Below are 21973 nucleotides of genomic sequence, written 5' to 3'. Positions count from 1 at the left end.
CTCCTTTTTACGATTAACAATTTACGTATGTTGTTATTGTAGCTATTTGTAGTTTAAACTATATTATTTTACCTTTCATCTAAAATACCTTGTATTTCATAAATCCGTCAAATTCATTATTTGTATCTATAAAGTACAAATCGCACAGCAGCAGCTAAGACAAATATTAAGTACATGTAAATTGTTTTTATTTAGTAAATTCCTTCTTATACGCAACAAAGAACATACGTTCTGTTGTATGTTATAGAAGAAAATATGTCTCTAATAAAAGAAAGGAAGGAGAGGATGTAAGTGCACATAAAACGAAAAAAGAAATCAAAATGTAAACTATCAAAATCTGAAATAACGCAGCTATATGCAGAGGGGAAGAGTACCTCAGAGATCGCTACACTTGCTAATGTGTCTGCAAGGTATATTCGTATGGTTTTATCAGACAATAACGTACCAAGGCGCGCTATAGGGAGTTGGAAGAGAAAGTATGACATAACAGAAGATTATTTTAAAACGTGGTCAAATAACATGGCTTATATTTTAGGGTTTATAGCAGCAGATGGTGTTATACAGAAGGAAAATCAATGTGTCAGTATATCTCAAAAAGAAAGTTATATTTTAGAAGATATAAAAAAAGAACTCAAAACAAACCAGCCACTTTATCAAAACAAAAAAACAGGCGTATATATGCTAAATATTAATAGCAAAACAATAAAAGACGACCTTATGAACATACACGGAATTATGCCATGTAAATCATTTAACATCGAATTTCCTTTTGTACCAGAAGAATATTTGCATCATTTTGTTCGTGGGTATTTTGATGGGGATGGTTACGTCAAGTATGAAACTTATACAGTTAATTTCGTAGGTGGATCATATAACTTTATGAATTCTTTACATCAAATTCTTCAAAATCGCAATTTACGAGCCGATTTACTAAATCAAAACAAACATTATCGCGTTATTTTATCTGGAAGAAAATCAATACAACTATTTTCAAATTGGATTTATAAAGACAAAGATATTTATTTGCATAGAAAATATGAAGTGTTTCAGAAAGAAAGTCTGAATTTAGATCAATTACAAGATCGAAAATTAAAACAAACTCAAACTGCCGTTAAACAAAGAAAACAAAATTTCCTTGAAGAATATATGAAAAATAAATGTAATACTACAACTTGTTCAAATTTAGAAATAAGCGAATCGGCTTTCAAACGTTGGCTAAAAAATGATAATCAATTTAAAAGAGATTATGAAAAGATTAATTTAACAATGTCCACTAGCGATAACTAAATATAAAATCCTAAAAATCCACCAGCAAGTTCAGCTGTAGAAGTTAGAAAGTTAATTAACGATAACTTTTTAATTGAAATCGAAGCAATTGCTGTAGCAAACTAATTTTAAAAACTTATTATGAATCATATCCATGCAATTCGGTTAATGCGTTCAGTTAAAACGAATTGCATTTTTTATTGTCTTAAATATAATTTATATCTGGAGACATTTTCATCAACAACTTATAAAACAAACAACTAAACAATCCATCAAACAGAATGATTAAAAAGAACGAGGGGAGGCTAATCACAAAAACAAACTTACATATAATAAGTTTGTTATTTAAAGTTAGTTAACATAATATATATTATAGGCAGTTATAGAAACAAAGTAATATCAGGTATCAAAAACCAAGTAAACTATACTTAATGAGACGAAACAGAGATTTTTAGTGAAATTCACATGAAATCTTATCTAAACAAATTTCTTCAGCTTTTATCGTTTTTATTTGTTATAAATTCATCACAGCAAATCTTAATCAATAATCGCTTAAGATTTAACGAATTAAAAACATTTTTGATTGGCAAGAAATTTTTATACAGAAAAATTATTTCTATACAAAATATAAATTAGTAATTTTATTTTATGTTTTACTTAATGAATTTATTGCTATTTGCACATGTTTTACAACTTTACATTATTTGTTGTTATTTCTGTTATTTAGACTTGACTTTCATTACAATCATTGTTTTTTATTCTAGTTAACATAACGCTTATTTTTAACATAAAAAAATCCTCCTCACCTTCAGGAAGATTTTTTGTTTGCTATTATTTTATTTATATCTTCTAGTAACAATCCCAATTGTAAATGACATTGGAAAAATCTAGATTTAACAAATCTTCCTTACGTATAAAGAAATTAGCAACCCCAGAATCGCCCCACATAATATTTAATGAATCGTCTGTATCGATTTGCAGCAATAATATGTCATGTTGCTGGTATTTTTCTTCCCATTCTCTCGGATCTGTCTGTGTGAAAAATGGATATCCACCAATTTTATGTCCTTGATCTTTACATAAATCATCATACAGTTCGCCTAATTCTGTATTATTTTCTTCATCAACAATTTCTTCCCAATCAATATCCTCACTAAACATCTTTTCAAATCGATAATCCCTTGACGTTACGGGTTGATAACCTAATTCAAACTTTAATTTCGCTGCTTCAGGTATGATAAAGTCCTCTAATTCTAAGGTGTTTAAATAACTAAAATCAGTAATAACCTTATTTAAATCTTCTATAATTGTAGAATGATAAATAATTCGAAAGTCTTTTTGGATTGTTGGATGATCAAAATCTGCTCCGTAAAGCTCATCACCAGCACTTACGAAAAACTGTAACATTCCCTTTTGAGGCATATATTCAACATGCGGAATTTCTTCAAAGTTTAACTGCGCAAGTAACATCATAGGTTGTCCGTTTGAGTCTTTAGGATGCTCTTGATCTATAGGTAAATACGGATATCCACCAAACTTACTTTCAAAAAGCGTTGTCTCTGCTTGCGTTCCAGACACTTTAACATACGGTTTCACACTTTCTTCTAAAATACTACGATACTGTTCTAGTTCTTTCGGAATTTGAAGTGGATACGTATTCTTCACTACATTTGCCTCCCTTTAGTAATGAATTGAAAATGCCTAACTTAATTATATAGCAAGCGATAGCTTAATTGAAAATCGTTAAAAATCCATTTTCACCCTCATTTTTTGCGCGCTTGGTGGACAAAGTAAATTATGTTCTAATACCTTTTTATTAATAGTTCGAATTAAGTCCGCTGCTTCTGCAGTATTTGTATTTTCTTTTAGTTTTTCTTTTAAATCATCAATTTCTTTTGAAAGCTCAATCCACCTAGGTAAAACATGATTATTTGCTAAAGTTCTATAAAGTTGCTTTTCAGGATTGTAAGAAAGATCTTTATCAAGATTAAGAGGTTTCCCTTTACCAGGTAAATTATCAAAAGCTCCTTTTTGTTCTGCTTGTTTAACGATAGAACTAATATGATCCTCATACGTATAGGACCAAACTTTCTCATCTTTTACTAAAATCTCTTGTTTTTTTAGTTTTTTATCTAGTTCTTCTTGATTCATAGATTTTCTCTCCTTTTTATTTTATAGTGTGGTTTTTATCTATTTCAAAGCTTTCAATCCATCTAACAACTTTTTTCACCCTCACACGCTATCATGACCGTCTCGAAACTCTTCATAAGTGGTTTTTGTACCCTTTATCTTTTAAAGCTCTATACAAGTGGTTATTGGCCGTTAAAAGAGGTTTGTTTTCAAGTTGTCCTGCTACCATATAAAAGTGAAGTTGAGTTGCAATAGAATTTATAGATGAAATTTGATTTTCAATCCAAGGAATATCGTTTTCAAAAGTTAGTTCTTCTAGCTGATTAACATGATCTACAGCAATACATGGCGGTATTCCATTTTCGTAAATTAAATAATTGAGTGTTTTTGCGATTGAAGATTACTTAATGCATGGATTTTTATTAAAGACAATGAAATGTTCTTGAAGATGTGAAGTTTGAGAATAATTATGAGGTAGATCAAGATGTTTTGCCCTTGCTGCAATGTGGCAGTAAGGTTATTTAATTTTGATAGAATGATATAAGAGCCTTGCTACACTTTTGTAATAAGACTCTTTAAATGAGTTATTTACTAGAATAATTGTCTATTGCTTGAATAGAAAGTTCCAACGATTTTATTCTTCTTTCTAAAAGCGTTCTTTGAGGACTCCCAAGCTTTGACTTAACGTAAATCTTTTCAATTGATGGAAGCAAACCAATTAGAACATTACGAGCTTCTGCTAAATCTTCCTGAGTATAATGATGAGTTTCTTGCTTCCAAACACTTTCTAACATAGCTAAGCCGATACTAGCTGCTTTGAGTCTTTTTTTCACTAAAGTAGTATTTGATCCTTTTTGAGTCATCTGTGATAAGGCATTTTCAAGTTTACTAATTGTTGACTGTAAAGATTTTATTGATTCTACTTTATCTATATTTGATACGTTTTTCATGTTAATGTTATCCCTTCTATGTTGCTAACTTGTTTTGTTTAATGTTTAATGAAATCCTTAAAAGCTTGATTTCACTCGAAATATTTTAACATAAATAACTAACTGTATTCGAGTTGGACAATAACTTAAAGTAAAACAGCTATTCCTCTCTCCTCCCCTGCATCATTCTATTATATGTACTTCTTTCTTCTCATTAGAATTCCTATATAAACTAGTTGTTAATATTGAATGTTTTATGAACAAAAAAACGTACAAGTAATGTAACCTGTACGTTTTCGCTTTTATTCAGTAAGGTAATAAAGTAATAGCTTTCTGGTCTTCTCATAACTTATGAAATCTCTATACAAAATGGGATAATTCACAATTTCTGTTTCTAGAAAACGATATTGCGGAAACCACTCGAAAAACGATTTTCTTAACCACTTTATTTGTTGAAACGTAATGTTCTGTTCGTTTCCATTTAGTACAGAATTTAAAGTAGCCGCTGTATGCATCCAATAATGATTAAAATCAGCGTTTATACAGTCATCTTCGGTAAATTTACTTTTTAAATCTCGCTGCAATTTTGCTGTAGCACGATAAGGAAACGGTTTATGAAGTGGACTATGCATTTTCTGCAATTCCTTAAAAATAATTCGTTTTCCTAACTTCAACTTTCCACCCCTTTATTTCTCTATCCAATTTAATAAGTTTTCATAATGATATTGAGCATCGATATACCCAAGATTATATAGGTTAACGAGCTTTTCCTTATTTCTTTCTATTCCGCTTATAGGAAGCTGTACACTTGGTTGAATTACATAAAAATTATCTTTTTGTTCTTCTCGATTCATATAAGATATCGTCTCATTATAAAAACGATAATGGTTTACTAAATTCTCTGCGATTTTCGGATATTTTCTATATAAAATTTTAGCCAGGCCTGAAAATTTATTTCGCTGCTTCTCATATCCTTCTGGCTTTGTCATAATGACAACGTTCTTTTCATAACCATCCTTTTGGGCTTTCAAAACTGGTATAGGGTCTATAATCCCTCCATCTAATAATTTTCGATTATTATATTCTACAGCAGGTGCTATAAACGGTACAGAGCTTGAGGCGCGAATGATTTTTAAAATATCATTTCCGTGTTCTGCTTTATTATAATAAATGGCTTGTCCTGATTCGCAATCAGTCGTCCCTATGACAAACTGTTCATTACATTTTAAGAAAGTTTGAAAATCAAATGGTACAATTTTATTAGGTACTTCATCAAATAAAAAATCCATTCCGAATAATTCGCGTTTTCGAATCAAATTTCGATAAGATATATAACGGTGATCTGCTACTAGCTCTGTATTTACTTTCTTATTTCTCCCTTTTTGACGTGATAAATAAGTTGCTCCCATACAGGCTCCTGCTGATACGCCGACTACATACGGAAAGAATAAGTTCTTTTCCATGAAATATTCGAGTACACCTGCAGTATATAAACCTTTCATTCCTCCGCCTTCTAATACTAAACCTATATTCTTCATGCTATATCCCTCTGCTTCTTTTTTCTTAATTTCATATTAGCATAAGATTTTAAGATGAGGTTATATAAACTAATTACAACAATAACCAGAAACTACTAAAGTAATGTCATAATATCTTTGTGAGTAACATGTTACAATATAAGTAATTCATTCCACATATATTAAAGGAGGAATTTAATATGGGTTTATTTAGCGGTATTTTAGGAAATGCATCAAATACGAGTTCTGAAAGTGTAGAACGTGATTTAGAGAAGATTATGCTAGACGATGAAAAAGTAGAGCATGCTTATAAATTAATTCGTGATCTAATCGTATTTACAAATCGTCGTCTTATTTTAGTAGATAAACAAGGAGTAACTGGCAAAAAAACAGAATACCATTCTATTCCTTATAAAAGTATTACACAATATAGCATCGAAACGGCTGGGCATTTTGATTTAGATGCAGAACTTAAAATTTGGGTGTCTAGTATGGAGGATCCAATTACGAAAGAATTTAAAGGTGACGATAGTATTTTAAGCATTCAAAAAGCGTTAGTAACCTTTACGACTAAGTAGTGTTTTTTGTATTTTTATTCATTTTTAAAATTACTAACCCGAGTATTTTGGAAGAACATACATTATTTTTGTATATTTAATCTAAAATAACATAAAAAGGTAAAGCGTATTTTATATGCTTTACCTTTCTTTTTTGTAATAAATAAGTGTAGTTTCATCATTTAATTTCTTTATAACTTCTGTTCTTTTATAACCCATCTTTTCGTATAAAAAGCAATTTTTCTCTTCTTCTAAAATAGTAGCAAGTTCCCAGCTCGTTGCTTCAGGAAACATTTCCTCAATTAATGTAAGTACCTTTTGGGCAATTCCTTTTCCTTGATAACTCGGGTGAATAAACATTGGACTGATCCAAAATTTATAGGGTGTTTCTTTTGGTGAAATGCATATCGCTCCAACAAGATTCATTGCCACTATTATTTTATAGAAGCCACCGTCTACATGATTTATTCTACAAATAGTTTTTTCGATAGTTTCATTTGCTGGATTTGTTTCATAGTCTTTATATTTATGTAATAAAGGGCTAAATGAGTCTATTTGCATTTGAAATATAACTTCTGCATCACTTTCTGTCGCCTTCTCTAATGTAATCTCCATGTTACCAATTAAGTCGCTTTCTTAACGAGGTAATATGAGCGGTATGATGACGACCATGCCATGCGTATAGTCCTATTGCAACAGCAAGTTTTGTTTCACCAGTTTCAGGATGGTTAAATGTCTTTTCTAAATCTTCAATTTCTAGAGAATATAAAAGGTTAACCCATCTTTTATGTAATGAATCTAGCATTACTAGTGAAACATCTACCGGTAATTTTGAATCGGGTAACTCTGCCCACTTCTCTTCTTTATACGGCTTAATAGTGGGATTCTTTTCTGTCAGTGCTAATTTAAAGCGTATGTAGCTATTCATATGACTATCAACGACGTGATGAACTACTTGACGTACAGTCCAACCTCCAACGCGATATGGTGTATCTAACTGCTTCTGATCTAAATCTTTAATTGCCTTTGTTAGTTCATTTGGTAAATCTTCAATTTCTTGAATCCATGTATCAATCATTTCTTCAGTTATAGGACGTTTGTATGTAAATTGGCCAATTGGATAACGTAAATCATTCATGAATAAGTCCTCCTTATTATAAGCGTGAAGTATTTCTCCAAATATAGTGTACAAACTTCACATGTTCTCCATTTAATTCTACAGAAGTTGTATCTGATTCGTTTTGATAAGAAGAAAATCCGCTTTTTTCTAGTACAATTTGTGATGCGAGATTATTAGTAGTTGTTTTAGCATGAACTTCAGTAATTTCATTATTTTTCGCTACATCTAAAATTAATTTTACGGCTGCTGTAGCAACTCCTTTTTTAGTAAATTTTTCTCCGACCCGATACCCTAGCGAACTAATTTGAGTTTCCGTATCTATATCTACTAAATTAATTCGCCCTACAATTTCTTTTTCTTCATTACGAATTAAATAAAAATAAGAATCTCCATCTGCTTGTTCTATTAATAAATCGTCTAGTAGTTTTTGGAAATATTCAAATTCAAAATATTTTGAGCCACGATTTGGCACCATTGTTTCAAAAAAAGATTTATTCGTAAGTTCAAACGTAAATAAATCCTTAGCATCTTGTTTCTTTAGTTGCTCTATGTATATTTTCATCCCGTATTCTCCTTCTAGATTTACTAACTGTTATACATTCTTTTTTAATCAATTATATTCCTGCTATTACTTTCGATTAAGTAATACAGATAGTAGCACTTTCGGATGAAAAAGATGAAATGGACTACGAATTAAATTCATCACTCGTACTAACCGAATATAAACATCAGAATTACTTGCGGATAGTCGATATATTTGTTTCGTATACCATAGCTGAAATTTTTGTTTTGTAGTTAATTCTCTCTTTAGTTGCGGATGACGTGATATTTCCGTTGTTGTCATATCCCATGGGGTTTCTATTATATTAGCTGCCTTTTTATAAAATTGTTGTGTAAATGTTTTATCAAGTTGTTTTCTACCTTGCAGAAGTAATTGCAACTGGTGAGCCTCCATAGCAGCAACTGATACGCCTTGGCCGAAAACGGGATCAAAACGACATTGCGCATCTCCAACAACTAATAAGCCTTCTGGTACATTATTCACTAAATCAAATCGCCGGCGTACTTGATAGGGAATTTTGTATGTCTTTATATCAGTAATTCCCTCAGCCTTGTTTAGGAAGTCTGTAACATTAGAAATTGATAGGTTTTCAGCAAAATCATAAAACTCATCATCTGTTTGTGGTGCTTTCTCGTTTGCGTATCCACTGAAAGTAACAAAATAACGATTATCTTCTATCGTTTGAATAAGAACGCCATAAGGGCTATCAGGGAAACTCGGAGACATTAGCACATTGCAACAGTCTAATTTCTCATTTTCTTTAAGTTTGAACATTTTCGTTGCGTAAAATAAATCAATACGAACTTTCTCTTCTTGTACTTCAATTTCATATTCTCGTAACCACTCTATACTTTTTGAGCCAAATCCACTCGCATCAACTACAAGGTCTGCATGAACTTCTTCTTGTATGTCTGTCTCTAAATATTTAACTTTTACTCCACACACTTTGTTAAGCTTTTCATCTACCAATAACCCTTTAACCAATGTTTCATATTTAATAGTAATATTTGAAATCTGATGTATTCGTTTTTGAATATGCCATTCTAGTAAAGGACGACTTTGTTGAATCATATGTACTTCCCCTTTGAACGGTTGTTTCCATAGACCGAATTGATGCCATTTTAAATCACGTGTAAAGTTGTTTATAATACTACCCGCTTCTATTAATTCATTCGTAATAGTAGGAAACAATTCTTCAATTGCTTTTTCTCCACCTTTTAATAACACGTGAGGATGATTACTTTGTGGAACTCTTTTTCTTGAAGCTTTTCCATCCCATTTTTCACCGACTTCTAAAATGATTACTTCTTTAAAAAAAATTGATAATGCTTTTGCTGCAAACTTTCCTGCCATACTTCCACCAATAACGATAGCCTTATTAAACATATTTTCCCCCTTAATAAAAAGAGATCCTGCCTTGTATGAATGAAACAGGATCTTAAACTAATTAACTTCTTTATCATTATACTTAAAATACATCAGTAAATTGCAACGTTAAAATTAAAATACCTAATCCCCATACGTAATACGCGAATACTTTTAAGGAGTGACGTTTTAAATATTGAATCATCCATGAAACGGCTATGTATCCAAAAAACGCTGCTGATAACGTTCCGACAATTAAAGATGTACTAGAAATAGATTCTGCTTTCCCTTGAAAAACGTCTGCAAATTGCAAAATGATAGCTCCAACAATAGCTGGTGTCGACAGTAAAAAAGAAAAGTAAGCAGCAGTTTCACGGTCTAATTTTCTCCATAATGCAGCGACAATTGTCATTCCAGAACGGGAAATGGCTGGAAAAATAGCAGCAGCTTGAAATGAACCGATAATTAATGCGTCTTTATATGTTATGTCATCCATTTTTTTACGACCATTCTTTTGTTTATCTGCCATGTAGAGAAAGAATCCGGTCACTAAAAACTCCCAACCGATCGTGATTCCTGTTTTTGAAATATCTTCAAAGAAGTCTTTAAACAATAAACCAATAACAACTGCAGGTATCGTCCCAACAATAAGTAATAACATGAGCTTTGAAAATGGGTTTTTAATTAAATATATAAATTCTTTTTTGTAATAAATAAACACTGCAAGTAAAGTCCCAATATGCAACATCGTATCTAAAAATAAGCCTGCTTCATCTAATTGAAATAAATGCCTTCCTAAATAAAGATGTCCGGTACTACTGATTGGTAAAAATTCTGTTAAACCTTGAATTATACCTAATATGAAAGCTTCTAACCAATTCATGATGGTCTCCTTTCTCTTTTGCTTGTACCAATATATGAGGGTTAAATTTTCGATATGAAAAAAACTATATTTCTCTATGAATTTACTTTTAGTTTATGGATATATATGTAAAGAGAATTAAGGAGGGTTATTATGTGGAAGCACACAAAATTCGGTAATGTATTACTTTGGATGGGCCCTATCCTTGTATTTTTAGGACTATGTATGAAAAATGTTATTTCAGATATTCCTTTCTTTGAAGGAAACCATAAAACGCTTGGTATTGTACTTATATTTATAGGGATATTCTGTTTTATTGTGGCTAATCATTTGAAAAAAGGAGAAAGATATGAAGAATAAATCTAAATAAAAAACAATCCTGGCATATTAGCTAGGATTGTTTTTTATTAATGTTGATTATTTGTAGAATACTTTATCAACGTTATATTTCGCTTTGTATTCATTAATGATATATGTTTCGTAAATTTCTCTTTCTGTTGGATCTTCTACGATACATGCATCAATGCGGTATACTTCATCACGGTGATTTTTAATTGGTGAAACATTATCTTCAAAATGCTTCTTAATACGTTGTCTAATTTTACGAGCTTTACCTACGAAAAGTAGTTCGTCATTAATATTGTAAAACATAAAAATGCCGCCTTTATCTCTAGGGAACAAGTGGAAATCGATAAATCCATTAATTGGAGTAATGATTGGCTCGTCTCCTTTAATAACTTGTTTACGTTCAGTAATTGTAACATCAACTTCAGGGATACTAATTTTAATCAAGTTCATTCACGTCCTCTTTTATTATAAAGATAAATAATAGCATACATATGTAAGAAAAGCTACGTTCATAGGTATATTTCATTTTATAATTCAAATATTATAGGTGTATCATGTAAACTCTTCTTCCAAATCATATGATCACTTGATTCTCCCCAATAATCTTTCAGTACATAACTAGGCTCTCCAAACTTCTTTGTCCATATACTTTGCGCTTTTCTGTATCCACTATCTAAACAGAATTCTGTTATTCCTCTGCTAAGTAACGTAAGAAACATTGTATGTAGCAGTAAACTCCCGATACCCTTTCTTTGATAATCTGGAAGTATAAATACAGTTCCTATTTCATACAAATCCTTAAGTACACCACCTGTACAACTATTAATCAATGTACTTGCTGGACCAACTTCAATTGTTCCAATGATTTTATTGTTATTTGTATCAATTGCTAATAAAAAGTAACGTTTTTCTCCATTACTATCAAAATCTGTTTTCAAATATTGCTTTTTCATGTTAATTTCATTTTCTATGTCATCCAATAGTTGTGATAATCCTTCATTTTTGTATGTATTCGTAATAACGATACGGAAAAATAAATATAGTTCATCTACATCATTCAAATTCGGTCTTCTAACTGCAACGTTAGTCATGAATACATTCTCCAATCTTCATTATGCCATTGTCAATACAACACTTTACATAATCTATTCATCATTATTCTGCAAAAACCTGCATAAATCCAGCAATATAGAAAGCTCAGTATAAATATTAATAAAATAATTTTTATGTCCATAGTTGTATGAACAGTAGGACCAAGTACCGGAAAACGGAAAACATCGAGAACGATCATAATCCCTATAAGTAGACAAGTCGCAGAAAAGGAAACAATCCAAATTCTCCTCTTAAATTTTAAAAAGGCTAGTCCTAAGGCTAGACCTAATAAGCCTGTAGTAAAAGGAAAGATAATTAGTTCACTTGGCTCAATAATAAATAATAGAAAAATAGTAAGAATATAAGAAAGTATTCCCTCACGAATAGAATAGAAAATAGCAAAAAAAATCGGTAATGTCGAAAATGGACTAATGAGCAAACCTATACCAGGAACTAAGTTACCCGCTGCTTGAAACATGGTGGCTAATGCACTCATCAAAGCTGTAAGTACTAACTTATTCGCAAGGGACAATTTTCTTTTATGAACAAAGCTTATATCATGCTCTATCATCAGTTGATACCAATAACGTACAAACCGATTCATTAAAATCCCCCCTAAAGACACCTCATTCATTACTTTCTATATTATTCGTACACATACGGTTTATGAGTTACTTTCTGCAAGTTAATAGATGCTCATACATTGAAGATTTTTAGGGGGATAAGTTAAGTCGTGCGTTTTGGGAACAGAATGAATTCCTTATATTATATTTTTAGACTGATAATTTGTATCGTATTAAGGGATAATTTCAAAAATGGTACCTTTATTAAAATCAGTTACTTTCATAGAACCGTAAACTCCTAAATATAATTTAGTTTGATTCAAATTTGTTCCTAAACTCATATAATAAGCTGCTTGCGTACCAAAATCATAATTGGTTTCAATAGCATGAAAGTCAGCATGTTTACCGTCTGTACCTGCTCTAGTATAGGCTAAAACACCTTTAACTGGCGGTCGAAAATCTTCTTTCTTAGCAAGGTCAGTAAACACTACGCTACCTGTTAAATTTGGAATTGCATTTCCCATATATGGCTGAACTCCTGTAAGGGAAGTTCCTCCAAACTTATCGGGTCTGGAATCTTGATGAAAATAACTAAGTAGAGGCAGAATACGCCTCGCTGAAGTTTGTATTGTTTCATCATAATAAGTCATTGTTCTTTCATCCAAAGTCTGATTTTCGGAACAATGCCGTATAAAAGAAGTAGGTAAATCCCCTTCCCATCCTCTCCAACCAAAATTGATAAACCCATCTTGATTGGGAGTGAGACTCATAAAATGCATTTGAACAAGTTCTGTAACCGGTATAGGTTTATATTGAACAAATGAAAAAATAGACTCTACAATATCTTGTCCGACATTTCCGGCGTATTTGATATATTGATTATAAAACCTTTGAAATGAAATGCCAGTTATATTACGTACTCCTTTTGCAATTACTGTAAGTGTTTCTTGTATAGATAAAGGAAGTTCATCGAAGCGTGTAACTACAGGAGGGTTATTTATAAATGTATTTTTACTTACATCGATTTCAATTATTTTACCTGCTATTTCTAAATTATCTTGGCTTAAGTTAAATGGATCATAACCTGATCCGCCATCTCCATTTGTAAAAACAAGTTTTCCAGTCTCAGGTGAAAAGTTTAAACTATTGACTCCGTTATGATTAAAAAATGGTCTTCTTACATTCAGTAATGTTCGTCGCTTTTGAGCTTGACCATTAGGTTGTAAAGTCCATTCTTCCACAGTATCAATGTGATCATATTGCGTATTTCTATTAACCCACTTTAAATTTAATGTTTTAGGGTCACAAGGATTAGGTTTAAATTGTTCAGAAAGTGCACCTGGCCCTTGAGTTCCGGCTACTGAATAATGTAGATAAAATAACCTGTTTTGATAAAATTGTGGATGGAACGCAAGTCCTAGCAATCCGCGTTCATCATAACCGCTACTAGAAACACCTTCTTCAAATGTACCTAATTTAATAATTAGGTGACGAATATCTAAAAATATCTTTATAACTCCATTCCCTATGTAAAAAATCTCTCCTAATTGGGTTGCGATAAATAGTCTTTCGGTCGATTCGCCTGGAAGTATTGTTGTTTTCAATACGGTTGGTAAATTTATATTATGAACAATGGGTCGTAAACTAACTTTAACTTTTGTCAATTAACTGTACACCCCTTTTTCTTCTTTTTATATAAGAATATGATTAGAGTAGTTCTGTTAGTATCAAATAAGTCGTATTCCTTTTTATTACAATTTTGTATATAATATAATTATAAATAATATGGGGGACGAACTATGATAATCGTACTACAAATCATCTTACCACTAATTTTCGCAGTCTATTTATTTACCCTCTATCATAACGGGACGTATGGATCAGCTTCATTCATTTTAGCAGTCATGATAGGAATTTTCGGTTTAGAGAATATTTTTCAATATGCTAGTCTAACAGATCATGCTATTTATCCATATTGGGGAAGTTTGAAGGCTGTTGTTATCGTTTTATCAGTCGTATTTCTATTTAAAAAAGGTGGTTTAACAGGAAAATATTGATTTGTAATGCGTTACATATTTTCTTGTTAAATTGCTTTTATTTTATAAAAGAAGAAATATTTATGTGAAAACAAGAAGGGATGTGTTACATATGTCTATAAATATTATTTCAATAATCTCTATCATAATATGGATTGTGTTAATTACAGAACTTATAAAACCTTCAAAAGAACAGAATGGACGAAAAATAGTAACTTTAGTAACTGCTGGTTCCGTATCAACACTTATTTTAACGGTTTCTTTTATTCAAAATATCCCGTTTTGGAATTGATAGTGATATAACTAACAAAAATATGTATAAATAAAAAGATTAGGATTCACTCCTAATCTTTTTATATTTTGAGGTAGCACCATATGCCCAGCAAGCTAAGGTCTTGAAGTAGCCCCTAAACAAAATTTTAAATTTTTCTAAAGTTATTTATGTGAATTCAAATCGTTTTCAGGAACATATGTGGTCCTTTTATAATTTGAAGTTCTTTTTAAGCTTCTTATATTTTCTGTACGAACGTCTAACAATGTTTAACATAAAATACGGTATTTTAACGGGGAAAGGCAATTTATAAATGAAAGGAAAATAAAAGGTGAAATATGCCTTTTCTAGGTCTCTCCACTTACTATCTTCTTTTGTTTTTAAGAAATCAGATACATCGACTACATATCCCCTTCCTTTTTCCATCATCACATTTTTCCCGTGAACATCACAAGGAGTTAACCCTTGTTCCCTCGCATACTCTAAAGCCTCATTAATATCAAGTATTACTTGCTTAGGAATTTTAATTCCCTTATGAATAGCATCGTATAAGGTAATTTCTTTTAAACGTTTCAATACTATGAAATTTTCTCCTTTATATATAAGCTTTGAATAAGAAGGATGATCTCCAATTCTTCGGTATACTTCTGACTCTTTTTCAATTCCTTCTCCTTCTCGCACGTAAACTTTCACTACCCAATCTTTGTATTCTTTGTGCATGAATACTGCGGCATAATTACCTGTTCCTAAACACTTCCAAAGTCTAGGAATATCTTTAACTACTACAGGCTCGAATTCATCCTCACTTCTTATACTTACCTCTTTTAATAATTCGTCCTTTATCAATCCCACAAAACTATTTATACTCATCATTCCCACTCCGGTTTTGCTAAAAGGGGGCCCACCCACATTTTAACGAAAATATACACTAAGCGAATTTTAGCATAAAACGAGTCATCTTTCTTCTTAAAATAAAAAGCTAACTCGTTTTATTTAAACTGTTGAATACTTAATATCTATTCCGTTATTCATAGCCAAAAACCGTACGATATAAAAATATTTCTAACTATTTTCATTTTTTCAGAGTCAACTGTATAGGGCTTTTCTTAGTACAAGTTCTCTTAGTAAATTACCTATACAAAATCTATATTACTCTATTTTATAATCTAAAACATTGTTTAGAAGTGTAGCAAAGGTTTGTTAATGGTTCCATTCTTGTTCCAATACTATCTTTGTTAGCTAAAACTTTTATTGTTTTAATAGTCTTTTGTTTAATTCCCACAATGCTGTTTTGTTGCTATCCCATTTCAAAAACGTTACTGCTTCCTCAAAGCATAACCATTTATAATTGAAGTGTTCTTTAGATAATGATATGTTTTTTGTAGGGACTTTAACTCCAAAAGAAAATTCTTTTATTACATAAACCTCTTCTCCCCAAAGGAATCCTCCAACTACATCTTCTACTGATAGTGAAGACACAGAATCTAATTGTATATATGGACATTCTCTTGTAATACCAGCCTCTTCAAATGCTTCCCGTTTTGCTGATTCAATAGGAATCTCACCGTCTTCTCCGCCACCAGCTATTCCTTGCCAATAACCATAATCACTTCGGTTAAAAATGGCATATTGAATAGAATCGGCAGTTTTTATATAAGGAAATATCAATACTTGATATGGCGCTCTCATTACTTAACCTCCTCTCGAAAATAAGTTTTAAAGCAATATGAATAAAGAGCCGACATCACAATTCTACATTATTAATGCAGGTTTATAATGTCGGCCCTCTATTTTTAAATAATTTTATTTTTCATAAACAGGCTTACTCTTAACAGAGGAAAAACTACTTATTCTCTGTCGAATTTGTTTAGCATGGTTTTTCATAAATGTTAGCAGTACTCCATATTATTCAATTGCGCCAGCAACGTCATAATCATTTAAATCTAATTCAATCGGTTGTCCGAGCGCTAGTTTAGCAAGTTCCGCTCCTAAGTATGGACCAGCTGTTAAACCCGAAGCCCCTAATCCATTCGCAACGAGAATTCCTTCAAAGTTAGGTAGTGGCCCGATAACAGGTAAGAATCCTGGTGTGAATGGTCTGAATCCAACTCTCGTTTCAAGCATTGTAGCATTTTCTAAGCCAGGTGCAACTGCTAATGCCTTATGGAATACTTCATGTAAACCACCTGCTGTTACACGATGATCGAAACCAGTATCATTCTCATGTGTTGCACCAATTACGACATGACCATTGTCAAACGTTAAAATATATTGATCGTTCGGTGGCATAACAACTGGCATATTTTCTGTTGCTGTATTCTCGATTTGCAGATGAACAATTTGTCCTTTTTGGAATGTAACTAAGAAATTAATTCCTAATGGATTCAAGATTTCGTTCGCCCATGCGCCTGCAGTTACAATAACCTTTTCCGCTAAAATTGTTTCATCGTTTACTGTAACTCCCGTAATATGATTTCCTTCACGGACTAATATAGCATCGCCTTTTATTAAAGTTGCACCATGTTTTTTCGCAGCACTTATTAATGCATTGCGTAATAATCTTCCATTTACTCGTGCAGCACCACTAATATGAACAGAACTATATTCGTCTGATAATGCTGGGAATAATTTTTTTGTTTCTTCAGCTGATAAGCGAGTGATTTCACCAATCTCTGGGGCATCTTCACGTCGTTTATAAGCTCGCTCTTCCATTTGATCTAACTTTTTCTCGTCAGTATGTAAACTAATTGCACCTACACGATTATATCCTGTGTCAGTTTCACCGTCTTCTTCTAATTGCTGAATTAACGAAGAATAGTAACGTGCACCGCCTTTAACAATTTTATACCATGCTTTATTACGACGCTGCGATAGCCATGGACATACAATACCTGCTCCTGCATCAGTTGCTTGCCCTAATTGTTGGCGATCCACGATAGTAACATTCGCACCTGCCTTAGCAAGATGATAAGCAGTAGACGCTCCTAAAATTCCAGATCCAACTACAATATACGATTTCATCTCAAACACCTTTTCTCTTTTGCTAATTATATAAATATAAGAACATTCCTTAGTATAATAGAAGGAATACTTTTTTCAATGTACTCATCACAATTAATTGTTGCAGCATTGTGACTTTCTTAATCATTATTTTTTCTTCTTACGGAATAATTCAATTGTTTTATAGCCTTGTGAAAGGATCTCTATCATTTTCTCTAGACGTTTTTCACGTGTTTTTTCTTGTTTTACAGAAAAAAGATTACGTGCCCAATCTTTCTGATATCCAGGCGTTAAACTTTGATAAAACTTAAGTTCATTCGGATGATTAGCTAATAATGCTTCAACATCTTTAATTCGATCTGCATAATCGGCAACACATTGACTCATAGCAGATGTTTTCGTTATTTTTTTCTTCTCGCGTTTTAAACCTACAACAGTAAAGACTTCATCCATACTTACCATTCGTGCAAATTTAATATCACTTTCTCCCACATAACCATCTTCTCCAACATTTAATGCCGGAAACATCTCATCACGGTGAATAAACGTACTATAACGAGCATTACCTTTTTTCGGATATGCGAAGAATACGTAACCTTTTTCAATTAGTAATTCTTCATTACTTATAATAAAATTCGTTTGTTTCACCATTTCATCAAGCGTTTCTACAAATATAAAGATAGCATCGTGTTCTTTTGAGAATGCAGTTTCTTTACCTGTAAAAATGTCATAATCACTTGGTTCGTTAATAACGACCATATTTGTATACTTATTAAGTTTCAATTTATCAATAACTGACATATTAATCTTCCTTTACATTCAAAATTCATTGTACATACTTTTGCGTACTGTTCTAGTGTATTATATGTATTAAGAAAATCAACTTTAAATCGTATTATTCTGCTGCAAAAGAATATAATTCTTTACTAGATGGGGTGGTTTTATGCCATATGTAATCCGAGATGAAGGGCTAGTTTTACAAGGGGATGATGGAAAAGAACCAATTTTTCATACATATGAAGAAGCGAAGGAAACATTAAAAACATTAACTATACCGCAGTTTCCGAAACATATTAGAAGAAAACCATTTACACCAAAAATAATAAAGATAGCCGCTTCTGAATAAGAACCGGCTATCTTTATTATTCATAACTTAATAGCAAATAAAGTATATAAAAACTCTTTATATTGATCTTCTGTAATTTCACGCTTAGTTTTTTCCCCATGAACAACTTCAGTTAAACTTGTATTCGTTAATGAAATATGACCAGAGTTCGTCAACTTTACTGCAATTGGTCCTTTATTAAAAATAGACTTCTCATCTTCTATCACTCTTCTTTGAACATCGTTTATTACTATCTCATCAATATTAGGTTTATAAAAAGCATGACAAATTTTCCATTCTCCATCAGTATCTATTCTTTCTAAAACATAATTTCCTTTACTTGTATCTTTTCGTCTCACTCGGTACGAACCATTTTTTGAAGAAACAGACTCGCCAGTAAAAGGTACAGGAACAAGAGGTACTAACGAAGCTATACCTACATCAATTAAATACTGTAGATTATCATAAGTTAAAATAATTGTTATATGGCCATCCTCCAGTGCCCATGCATTTATATCATTTTTATACACCGTACCTAATGCCAGTTGTACATCATAGCCACAGTCTTTTAAGAAATAGTAAAAAAGAGTATTTAATTCGTAGCAAAGTCCACCACGGGAACTAGTTAAAATTTTCTCTCGTAAGTTTTCCAGAGAGATTTGATTCGTATTTCGTGCTATAACATCTAAATTCTCAAATGGTATAGTATGCGCAAACGAAAAGAGTATGGTAGGTAATTCTTCAAACGTTACATCATTACGTTTTTTAAGATTTAATCTTGTGAAAAGCTGATCTTGTAAACTTGTCATATTTAGCACCCCTTAAAAATTTATAAGTTAAAATAATATATGCTGATTGTAAATTTTAAGGGGCACTGTAACAATGTACATTTCATTTAACTGTACCGGTACAAAAATTACGATTCACGAGGTAAATTAATAGAAGGCGTCATTACAAATGTCTTTTCTGTAATTACTTCTTTTTGGGGCAAATCAAAAGCTACGAATATAAATTTAATAGTTTATCTATAGGCAAATTATTAATATCACTTAAATCAACAAAATATTGAAGTTGCCACGTTTGGCTCTTTTTAGCTTGATTGCTAACAGTGGTATCCCAAACAGGATATATTCTCATTGCCATTTTCCCTGTTTGACTTGGTGTTCTCAATATTTTTTCTTTAAGAAGAATCTCTTTAGGGAAAATAAATTGCCCTAGTTTATTATCAGCAATACAAGTGATTACTAATAAATCAGGAGCAGCTTCATAAGAGAAAGCTCTATTTCGCATATTTTCATCTTTCTCCCAAAAAGAAACAAATTGCCCAATTTTATTAGGAGTAACTTTTGATTTTCTAAAACGAATGGTTTTGTTATTTAAGTGGAATAAACATCCGGCATATTCTGCGTTTTGCTTTTCTTCTTTTAGATTCGTAATCATTAAGTTGTTAGGTTTGTAAACTATATTATTTAAATTTTGGATTATATTATTAAAATTGTTCAAAAAAACTCCCCCTTTATTCATCTCTTAGTTTACCACAAACATCAGTTCTTCTATATCGTATATAATTATGAACTAATTGAAATGGGGGAATTTAGCAGAATATAATTATTACTTTAATGTACTTAGTTTTTCAATTGCTTGTTGTTCAGTTGCTAAGTAAAAAATGTCATTCCCTTTATTACATTCATAAATAAAATCCTTTAAGCTTTTACTAGTATACATAGAGAAATCTCCAACAATAGCAATCTTTACCTTGTAGTTTATAAACTTTTGAAGGATATCGCCCGCAAGCCGTGTTTTTAGATCAAAGAAATCTTCCCTTATTAAAGATTTATGGATAATAATATGTTTCGCATCTACCTCATATTGAACTGTTGCCATAGTATCTAATGCAGACTGAACATCCGATATTAATACCTTATCGTTTCTAATGAGCGCAATATTGATTCCATCGATTACTACTTTCTTTATTTCCATAGTCCCACCCCTTTATAATTTACACAGTATGAGTAAAATTGTTTTACAAAACTTCGTATATTAAAATCGTATCTATTTTTTTATTACTAATACGGTCAATGAAATTAATGATAGTTTCTCTTTTTTATATTTTTGAATATATATGAGATTACTTTTACTTGTTATAAAAATATTGTGGAGTAACATAACTTAACAAACTATTCAAAGTGTTAATCTCGGCATATGGTTGTATTTTGGTAGTATTCTTAATTTTTTGAGGGTTAAACCACACCCCTTTTATATTTGCATTTTGAGGACCATCAATATCCTTTTCTAAGTCATCCCCAACAAATAAAGTATTTTCCGGTTGCAAATTCAACTTATTTAATGCTAGTTCGAATATACGTTTATCAGGTTTACTAAATCCCACTTCTTCAGAAATAATGATTGTTTCAAAATACTTATTTAAATTCGTGTTAAATATTTTAGCTTTTTGCCTCTGAGTTGAGCCATTTGTTATAATTCCAACTTTAAAGTGCTTCTTTATTTGATTTAAGAAATGAATAGTATTTTGGTCTATTGAAAAACATCTAGGGAAATTATTATTCCAAAAATCTTGGATGTAATTGCGTGGCAATCTATACTTCGGCGTGAATTCATCAAACAATGATTCTAAAACTGTCGTTTTATTACTTATGCCATATTCTCTTTTATCGTGTTCTTTGAATTTCTGTAACATGTTGCTTTTAGCCGCACTATCTACATTTTCATAACACTTTTCTAAAACAATTAAAAATAATGACTCTACTGCTTTATCCCTATCAAGTAATGTATCATCTAAATCAAACAGCATCGCTTTATAACCCATCAAATCATTTCACAACCTTTCTAGCATTATATAAATCTCTCCAAGTTTGTACCTTTAAACTTTTGGTTTAGCAAGAACATTGTTATGTAGTGATTAACGATTAAATAAAAACTAGATGAAAGAAATTCATAGTTCTTGGCACACACTCTAGTATTACAGTAGCTTCTTCTATATTGAAATTCCTTTTCCTCTTTTGGTAAAGAAGCAAAAGTATATTTTCGAGAATTTTAAGAAACTACATACAATTCACGTTATTATACATTAGTTTTTCGTAAATATTAATCGTACATCAATTCATACGATAAGTTTTTTTAAGCAATTATTTCTCCATAAAAAAGGAATATAGCTAATAATACTTTTTGGTAGTAAACGTCCTATGAAGTTTACTACTGTATCTCCACATAAACTCCAGATTGTACGGCT

28 protein-coding genes and 1 pseudogene are annotated in these 21973 nt (G+C 31.4%); 6 read left to right on the top strand and 23 right to left on the bottom strand.

Translation table 11 applies throughout. The features are described from left to right. The first annotated feature begins 291 nt into the window (after positions 1 to 291). The gene (locus BM089_RS20455; RefSeq protein ID WP_090977903.1) at positions 292 to 1287 is read left to right on the top strand and encodes an LAGLIDADG family homing endonuclease; all 996 of its coding nucleotides are present in this window, start codon (positions 292 to 294) and stop codon (positions 1285 to 1287) included. An 828-nt stretch (positions 1288 to 2115) separates the two neighbouring features. Here BM089_RS20455 and BM089_RS20445 read toward each other — a convergent pair. The 6 genes and pseudogenes from BM089_RS20445 to BM089_RS20415 form a co-directional block, all read right to left on the bottom strand. Continuing rightward, a complete protein-coding gene (locus tag BM089_RS20445) occupies positions 2116 to 2931 on the bottom strand; it encodes a YwqG family protein (protein WP_090977901.1) in 816 nt (271 codons plus the stop codon). Positions 2932 to 3009: 78 nt separating this feature from the next. Continuing rightward, positions 3010 to 3417 carry a DnaJ family domain-containing protein gene (locus BM089_RS31580; protein WP_001987779.1) on the bottom strand — a complete coding sequence of 136 codons (408 nt, stop codon included), beginning with the start codon at positions 3415 to 3417 and terminating at the stop codon, positions 3010 to 3012. 81 nt (positions 3418 to 3498) lie between these two features. Then, positions 3499 to 3883, bottom strand: a pseudogene (locus BM089_RS31575) (hypothetical protein); the annotation flags it as partial. Positions 3884 to 3980: 97 nt separating this feature from the next. Then, a complete protein-coding gene (locus tag BM089_RS20430) occupies positions 3981 to 4346 on the bottom strand; it encodes a hypothetical protein (RefSeq protein WP_029442483.1) in 366 nt (121 codons plus the stop codon). 281 nt (positions 4347 to 4627) lie between these two features. After that, positions 4628 to 4999, bottom strand: coding sequence for a YxiJ-like family protein (locus tag BM089_RS20420; protein WP_000765936.1), 372 nt, complete (start codon positions 4997 to 4999; stop codon positions 4628 to 4630). Between the two features lie 12 nt (positions 5000 to 5011). After that, entirely contained in the window at positions 5012 to 5863 is an 852-nt protein-coding gene (locus BM089_RS20415) for a patatin-like phospholipase family protein (protein ID WP_029442485.1), read from the bottom strand. Positions 5864 to 6042: 179 nt separating this feature from the next. Between BM089_RS20415 and BM089_RS20410 the strand changes: the two genes are divergently transcribed. Continuing rightward, the gene (locus BM089_RS20410) at positions 6043 to 6420 is read left to right on the top strand and encodes a PH domain-containing protein (protein ID WP_000522472.1); all 378 of its coding nucleotides are present in this window, start codon (positions 6043 to 6045) and stop codon (positions 6418 to 6420) included. A 120-nt stretch (positions 6421 to 6540) separates the two neighbouring features. Here the strand turns inward: BM089_RS20410 and BM089_RS20405 are convergent, their stop codons facing one another. The 5 genes from BM089_RS20405 to BM089_RS20385 form a co-directional block, all read right to left on the bottom strand. Beyond that, the gene (locus BM089_RS20405) at positions 6541 to 7014 is read right to left on the bottom strand and encodes a GNAT family N-acetyltransferase (protein WP_090977900.1); all 474 of its coding nucleotides are present in this window, start codon (positions 7012 to 7014) and stop codon (positions 6541 to 6543) included. A 1-nt stretch (position 7015) separates the two neighbouring features. Continuing rightward, on the bottom strand, positions 7016 to 7537 hold the full coding sequence (locus BM089_RS20400) for a YfiT family bacillithiol transferase (protein ID WP_000999070.1): 522 nt from the start codon (positions 7535 to 7537) through the stop codon (positions 7016 to 7018). Between the two features lie 16 nt (positions 7538 to 7553). Beyond that, a complete protein-coding gene (locus BM089_RS20395; protein ID WP_078401728.1) occupies positions 7554 to 8081 on the bottom strand; it encodes a GNAT family N-acetyltransferase in 528 nt (175 codons plus the stop codon). Positions 8082 to 8147: 66 nt separating this feature from the next. Then, entirely contained in the window at positions 8148 to 9467 is a 1320-nt protein-coding gene (locus BM089_RS20390; protein ID WP_075718086.1) for an FAD-dependent monooxygenase, read from the bottom strand. Between the two features lie 82 nt (positions 9468 to 9549). Then, positions 9550 to 10329: an undecaprenyl-diphosphate phosphatase gene (locus tag BM089_RS20385; RefSeq protein WP_053564291.1), complete on the bottom strand. Its 780-nt coding sequence runs from the start codon at positions 10327 to 10329 to the stop codon at positions 9550 to 9552. Between the two features lie 132 nt (positions 10330 to 10461). On the opposite strand from BM089_RS20385, the gene BM089_RS20380 reads away from it, so the two are divergent. Continuing rightward, a complete protein-coding gene (locus tag BM089_RS20380) occupies positions 10462 to 10668 on the top strand; it encodes a hypothetical protein (protein ID WP_090977898.1) in 207 nt (68 codons plus the stop codon). Between the two features lie 57 nt (positions 10669 to 10725). Here the strand turns inward: BM089_RS20380 and BM089_RS20375 are convergent, their stop codons facing one another. The 4 genes from BM089_RS20375 to BM089_RS20360 all read right to left on the bottom strand — a co-directional run bounded on the left by BM089_RS20375 (position 10726) and on the right by BM089_RS20360 (position 13975). Further along, complete coding sequence (locus BM089_RS20375) at positions 10726 to 11106, bottom strand: nucleotide excision repair endonuclease (RefSeq protein WP_001048947.1); 381 nt, start codon at positions 11104 to 11106, stop codon at positions 10726 to 10728. Between the two features lie 77 nt (positions 11107 to 11183). Further along, positions 11184 to 11747, bottom strand: a complete 564-nt coding sequence (locus BM089_RS20370) for a GNAT family N-acetyltransferase (RefSeq protein WP_090977896.1) — start codon at positions 11745 to 11747, stop codon at positions 11184 to 11186. 32 nt (positions 11748 to 11779) lie between these two features. After that, positions 11780 to 12352, bottom strand: a complete 573-nt coding sequence (locus BM089_RS20365; RefSeq protein WP_001079228.1) for a hypothetical protein — start codon at positions 12350 to 12352, stop codon at positions 11780 to 11782. 192 nt (positions 12353 to 12544) lie between these two features. After that, on the bottom strand, positions 12545 to 13975 hold the full coding sequence (locus BM089_RS20360) for a PQQ-dependent sugar dehydrogenase (RefSeq protein WP_090977894.1): 1431 nt from the start codon (positions 13973 to 13975) through the stop codon (positions 12545 to 12547). A gap of 135 nt (positions 13976 to 14110) precedes the next feature. Here BM089_RS20360 and BM089_RS20355 point away from each other — a divergent pair, with 135 nt between their 5' ends. Together BM089_RS20355 and BM089_RS20350 are read left to right on the top strand one after the other, a co-directional pair. Next, a complete protein-coding gene (locus BM089_RS20355; protein ID WP_000587696.1) occupies positions 14111 to 14368 on the top strand; it encodes a hypothetical protein in 258 nt (85 codons plus the stop codon). A gap of 91 nt (positions 14369 to 14459) precedes the next feature. After that, positions 14460 to 14639 (top strand): hypothetical protein, encoded by a 180-nt coding sequence (locus BM089_RS20350; RefSeq protein WP_000026312.1) that lies wholly within the window; start codon positions 14460 to 14462, stop codon positions 14637 to 14639. Between the two features lie 189 nt (positions 14640 to 14828). Here BM089_RS20350 and BM089_RS20345 read toward each other — a convergent pair whose 3' ends face one another. From BM089_RS20345 to BM089_RS20330, 4 genes are all read right to left on the bottom strand, one after another. Next, positions 14829 to 15488: a protein kinase family protein gene (locus tag BM089_RS20345; protein ID WP_000026522.1), complete on the bottom strand. Its 660-nt coding sequence runs from the start codon at positions 15486 to 15488 to the stop codon at positions 14829 to 14831. Between the two features lie 378 nt (positions 15489 to 15866). After that, the gene (locus BM089_RS20340) at positions 15867 to 16307 is read right to left on the bottom strand and encodes an NUDIX hydrolase (RefSeq protein ID WP_001202588.1); all 441 of its coding nucleotides are present in this window, start codon (positions 16305 to 16307) and stop codon (positions 15867 to 15869) included. Between the two features lie 216 nt (positions 16308 to 16523). Further along, the gene (locus tag BM089_RS20335; protein ID WP_000844389.1) at positions 16524 to 17639 is read right to left on the bottom strand and encodes an NAD(P)/FAD-dependent oxidoreductase; all 1116 of its coding nucleotides are present in this window, start codon (positions 17637 to 17639) and stop codon (positions 16524 to 16526) included. Positions 17640 to 17765: 126 nt separating this feature from the next. After that, complete coding sequence (locus BM089_RS20330; protein ID WP_000110843.1) at positions 17766 to 18419, bottom strand: YdeI/OmpD-associated family protein; 654 nt, start codon at positions 18417 to 18419, stop codon at positions 17766 to 17768. A 142-nt stretch (positions 18420 to 18561) separates the two neighbouring features. On the opposite strand from BM089_RS20330, the gene BM089_RS20325 reads away from it, so the two are divergent. Then, on the top strand, positions 18562 to 18744 hold the full coding sequence (locus BM089_RS20325; RefSeq protein ID WP_001147162.1) for a hypothetical protein: 183 nt from the start codon (positions 18562 to 18564) through the stop codon (positions 18742 to 18744). A 20-nt stretch (positions 18745 to 18764) separates the two neighbouring features. Here the strand turns inward: BM089_RS20325 and BM089_RS20320 are convergent, their stop codons facing one another. The 4 genes from BM089_RS20320 to BM089_RS20305 all read right to left on the bottom strand — a co-directional run bounded on the left by BM089_RS20320 (position 18765) and on the right by BM089_RS20305 (position 21550). After that, entirely contained in the window at positions 18765 to 19532 is a 768-nt protein-coding gene (locus BM089_RS20320; RefSeq protein ID WP_090977893.1) for an arylamine N-acetyltransferase family protein, read from the bottom strand. A gap of 190 nt (positions 19533 to 19722) precedes the next feature. Further along, the gene (locus BM089_RS20315; RefSeq protein WP_080451150.1) at positions 19723 to 20247 is read right to left on the bottom strand and encodes a MepB family protein; all 525 of its coding nucleotides are present in this window, start codon (positions 20245 to 20247) and stop codon (positions 19723 to 19725) included. Positions 20248 to 20334: 87 nt separating this feature from the next. Beyond that, positions 20335 to 20703 carry a DUF4180 domain-containing protein gene (locus BM089_RS20310; protein WP_090977891.1) on the bottom strand — a complete coding sequence of 123 codons (369 nt, stop codon included), beginning with the start codon at positions 20701 to 20703 and terminating at the stop codon, positions 20335 to 20337. A gap of 154 nt (positions 20704 to 20857) precedes the next feature. Continuing rightward, on the bottom strand, positions 20858 to 21550 hold the full coding sequence (locus BM089_RS20305; RefSeq protein WP_139213301.1) for an HAD family hydrolase: 693 nt from the start codon (positions 21548 to 21550) through the stop codon (positions 20858 to 20860). Positions 21551 to 21973 lie beyond the last annotated feature (423 nt).

Source organism: Bacillus sp. 5mfcol3.1 (assembly GCF_900114335.1).
GTDB lineage: Bacteria > Bacillota > Bacilli > Bacillales > Bacillaceae_G > Bacillus_A > Bacillus_A thuringiensis_S.
Note: the sequence above shows the minus strand (reverse complement) of the source record. Positions and strands in the feature narration are given on the sequence as shown.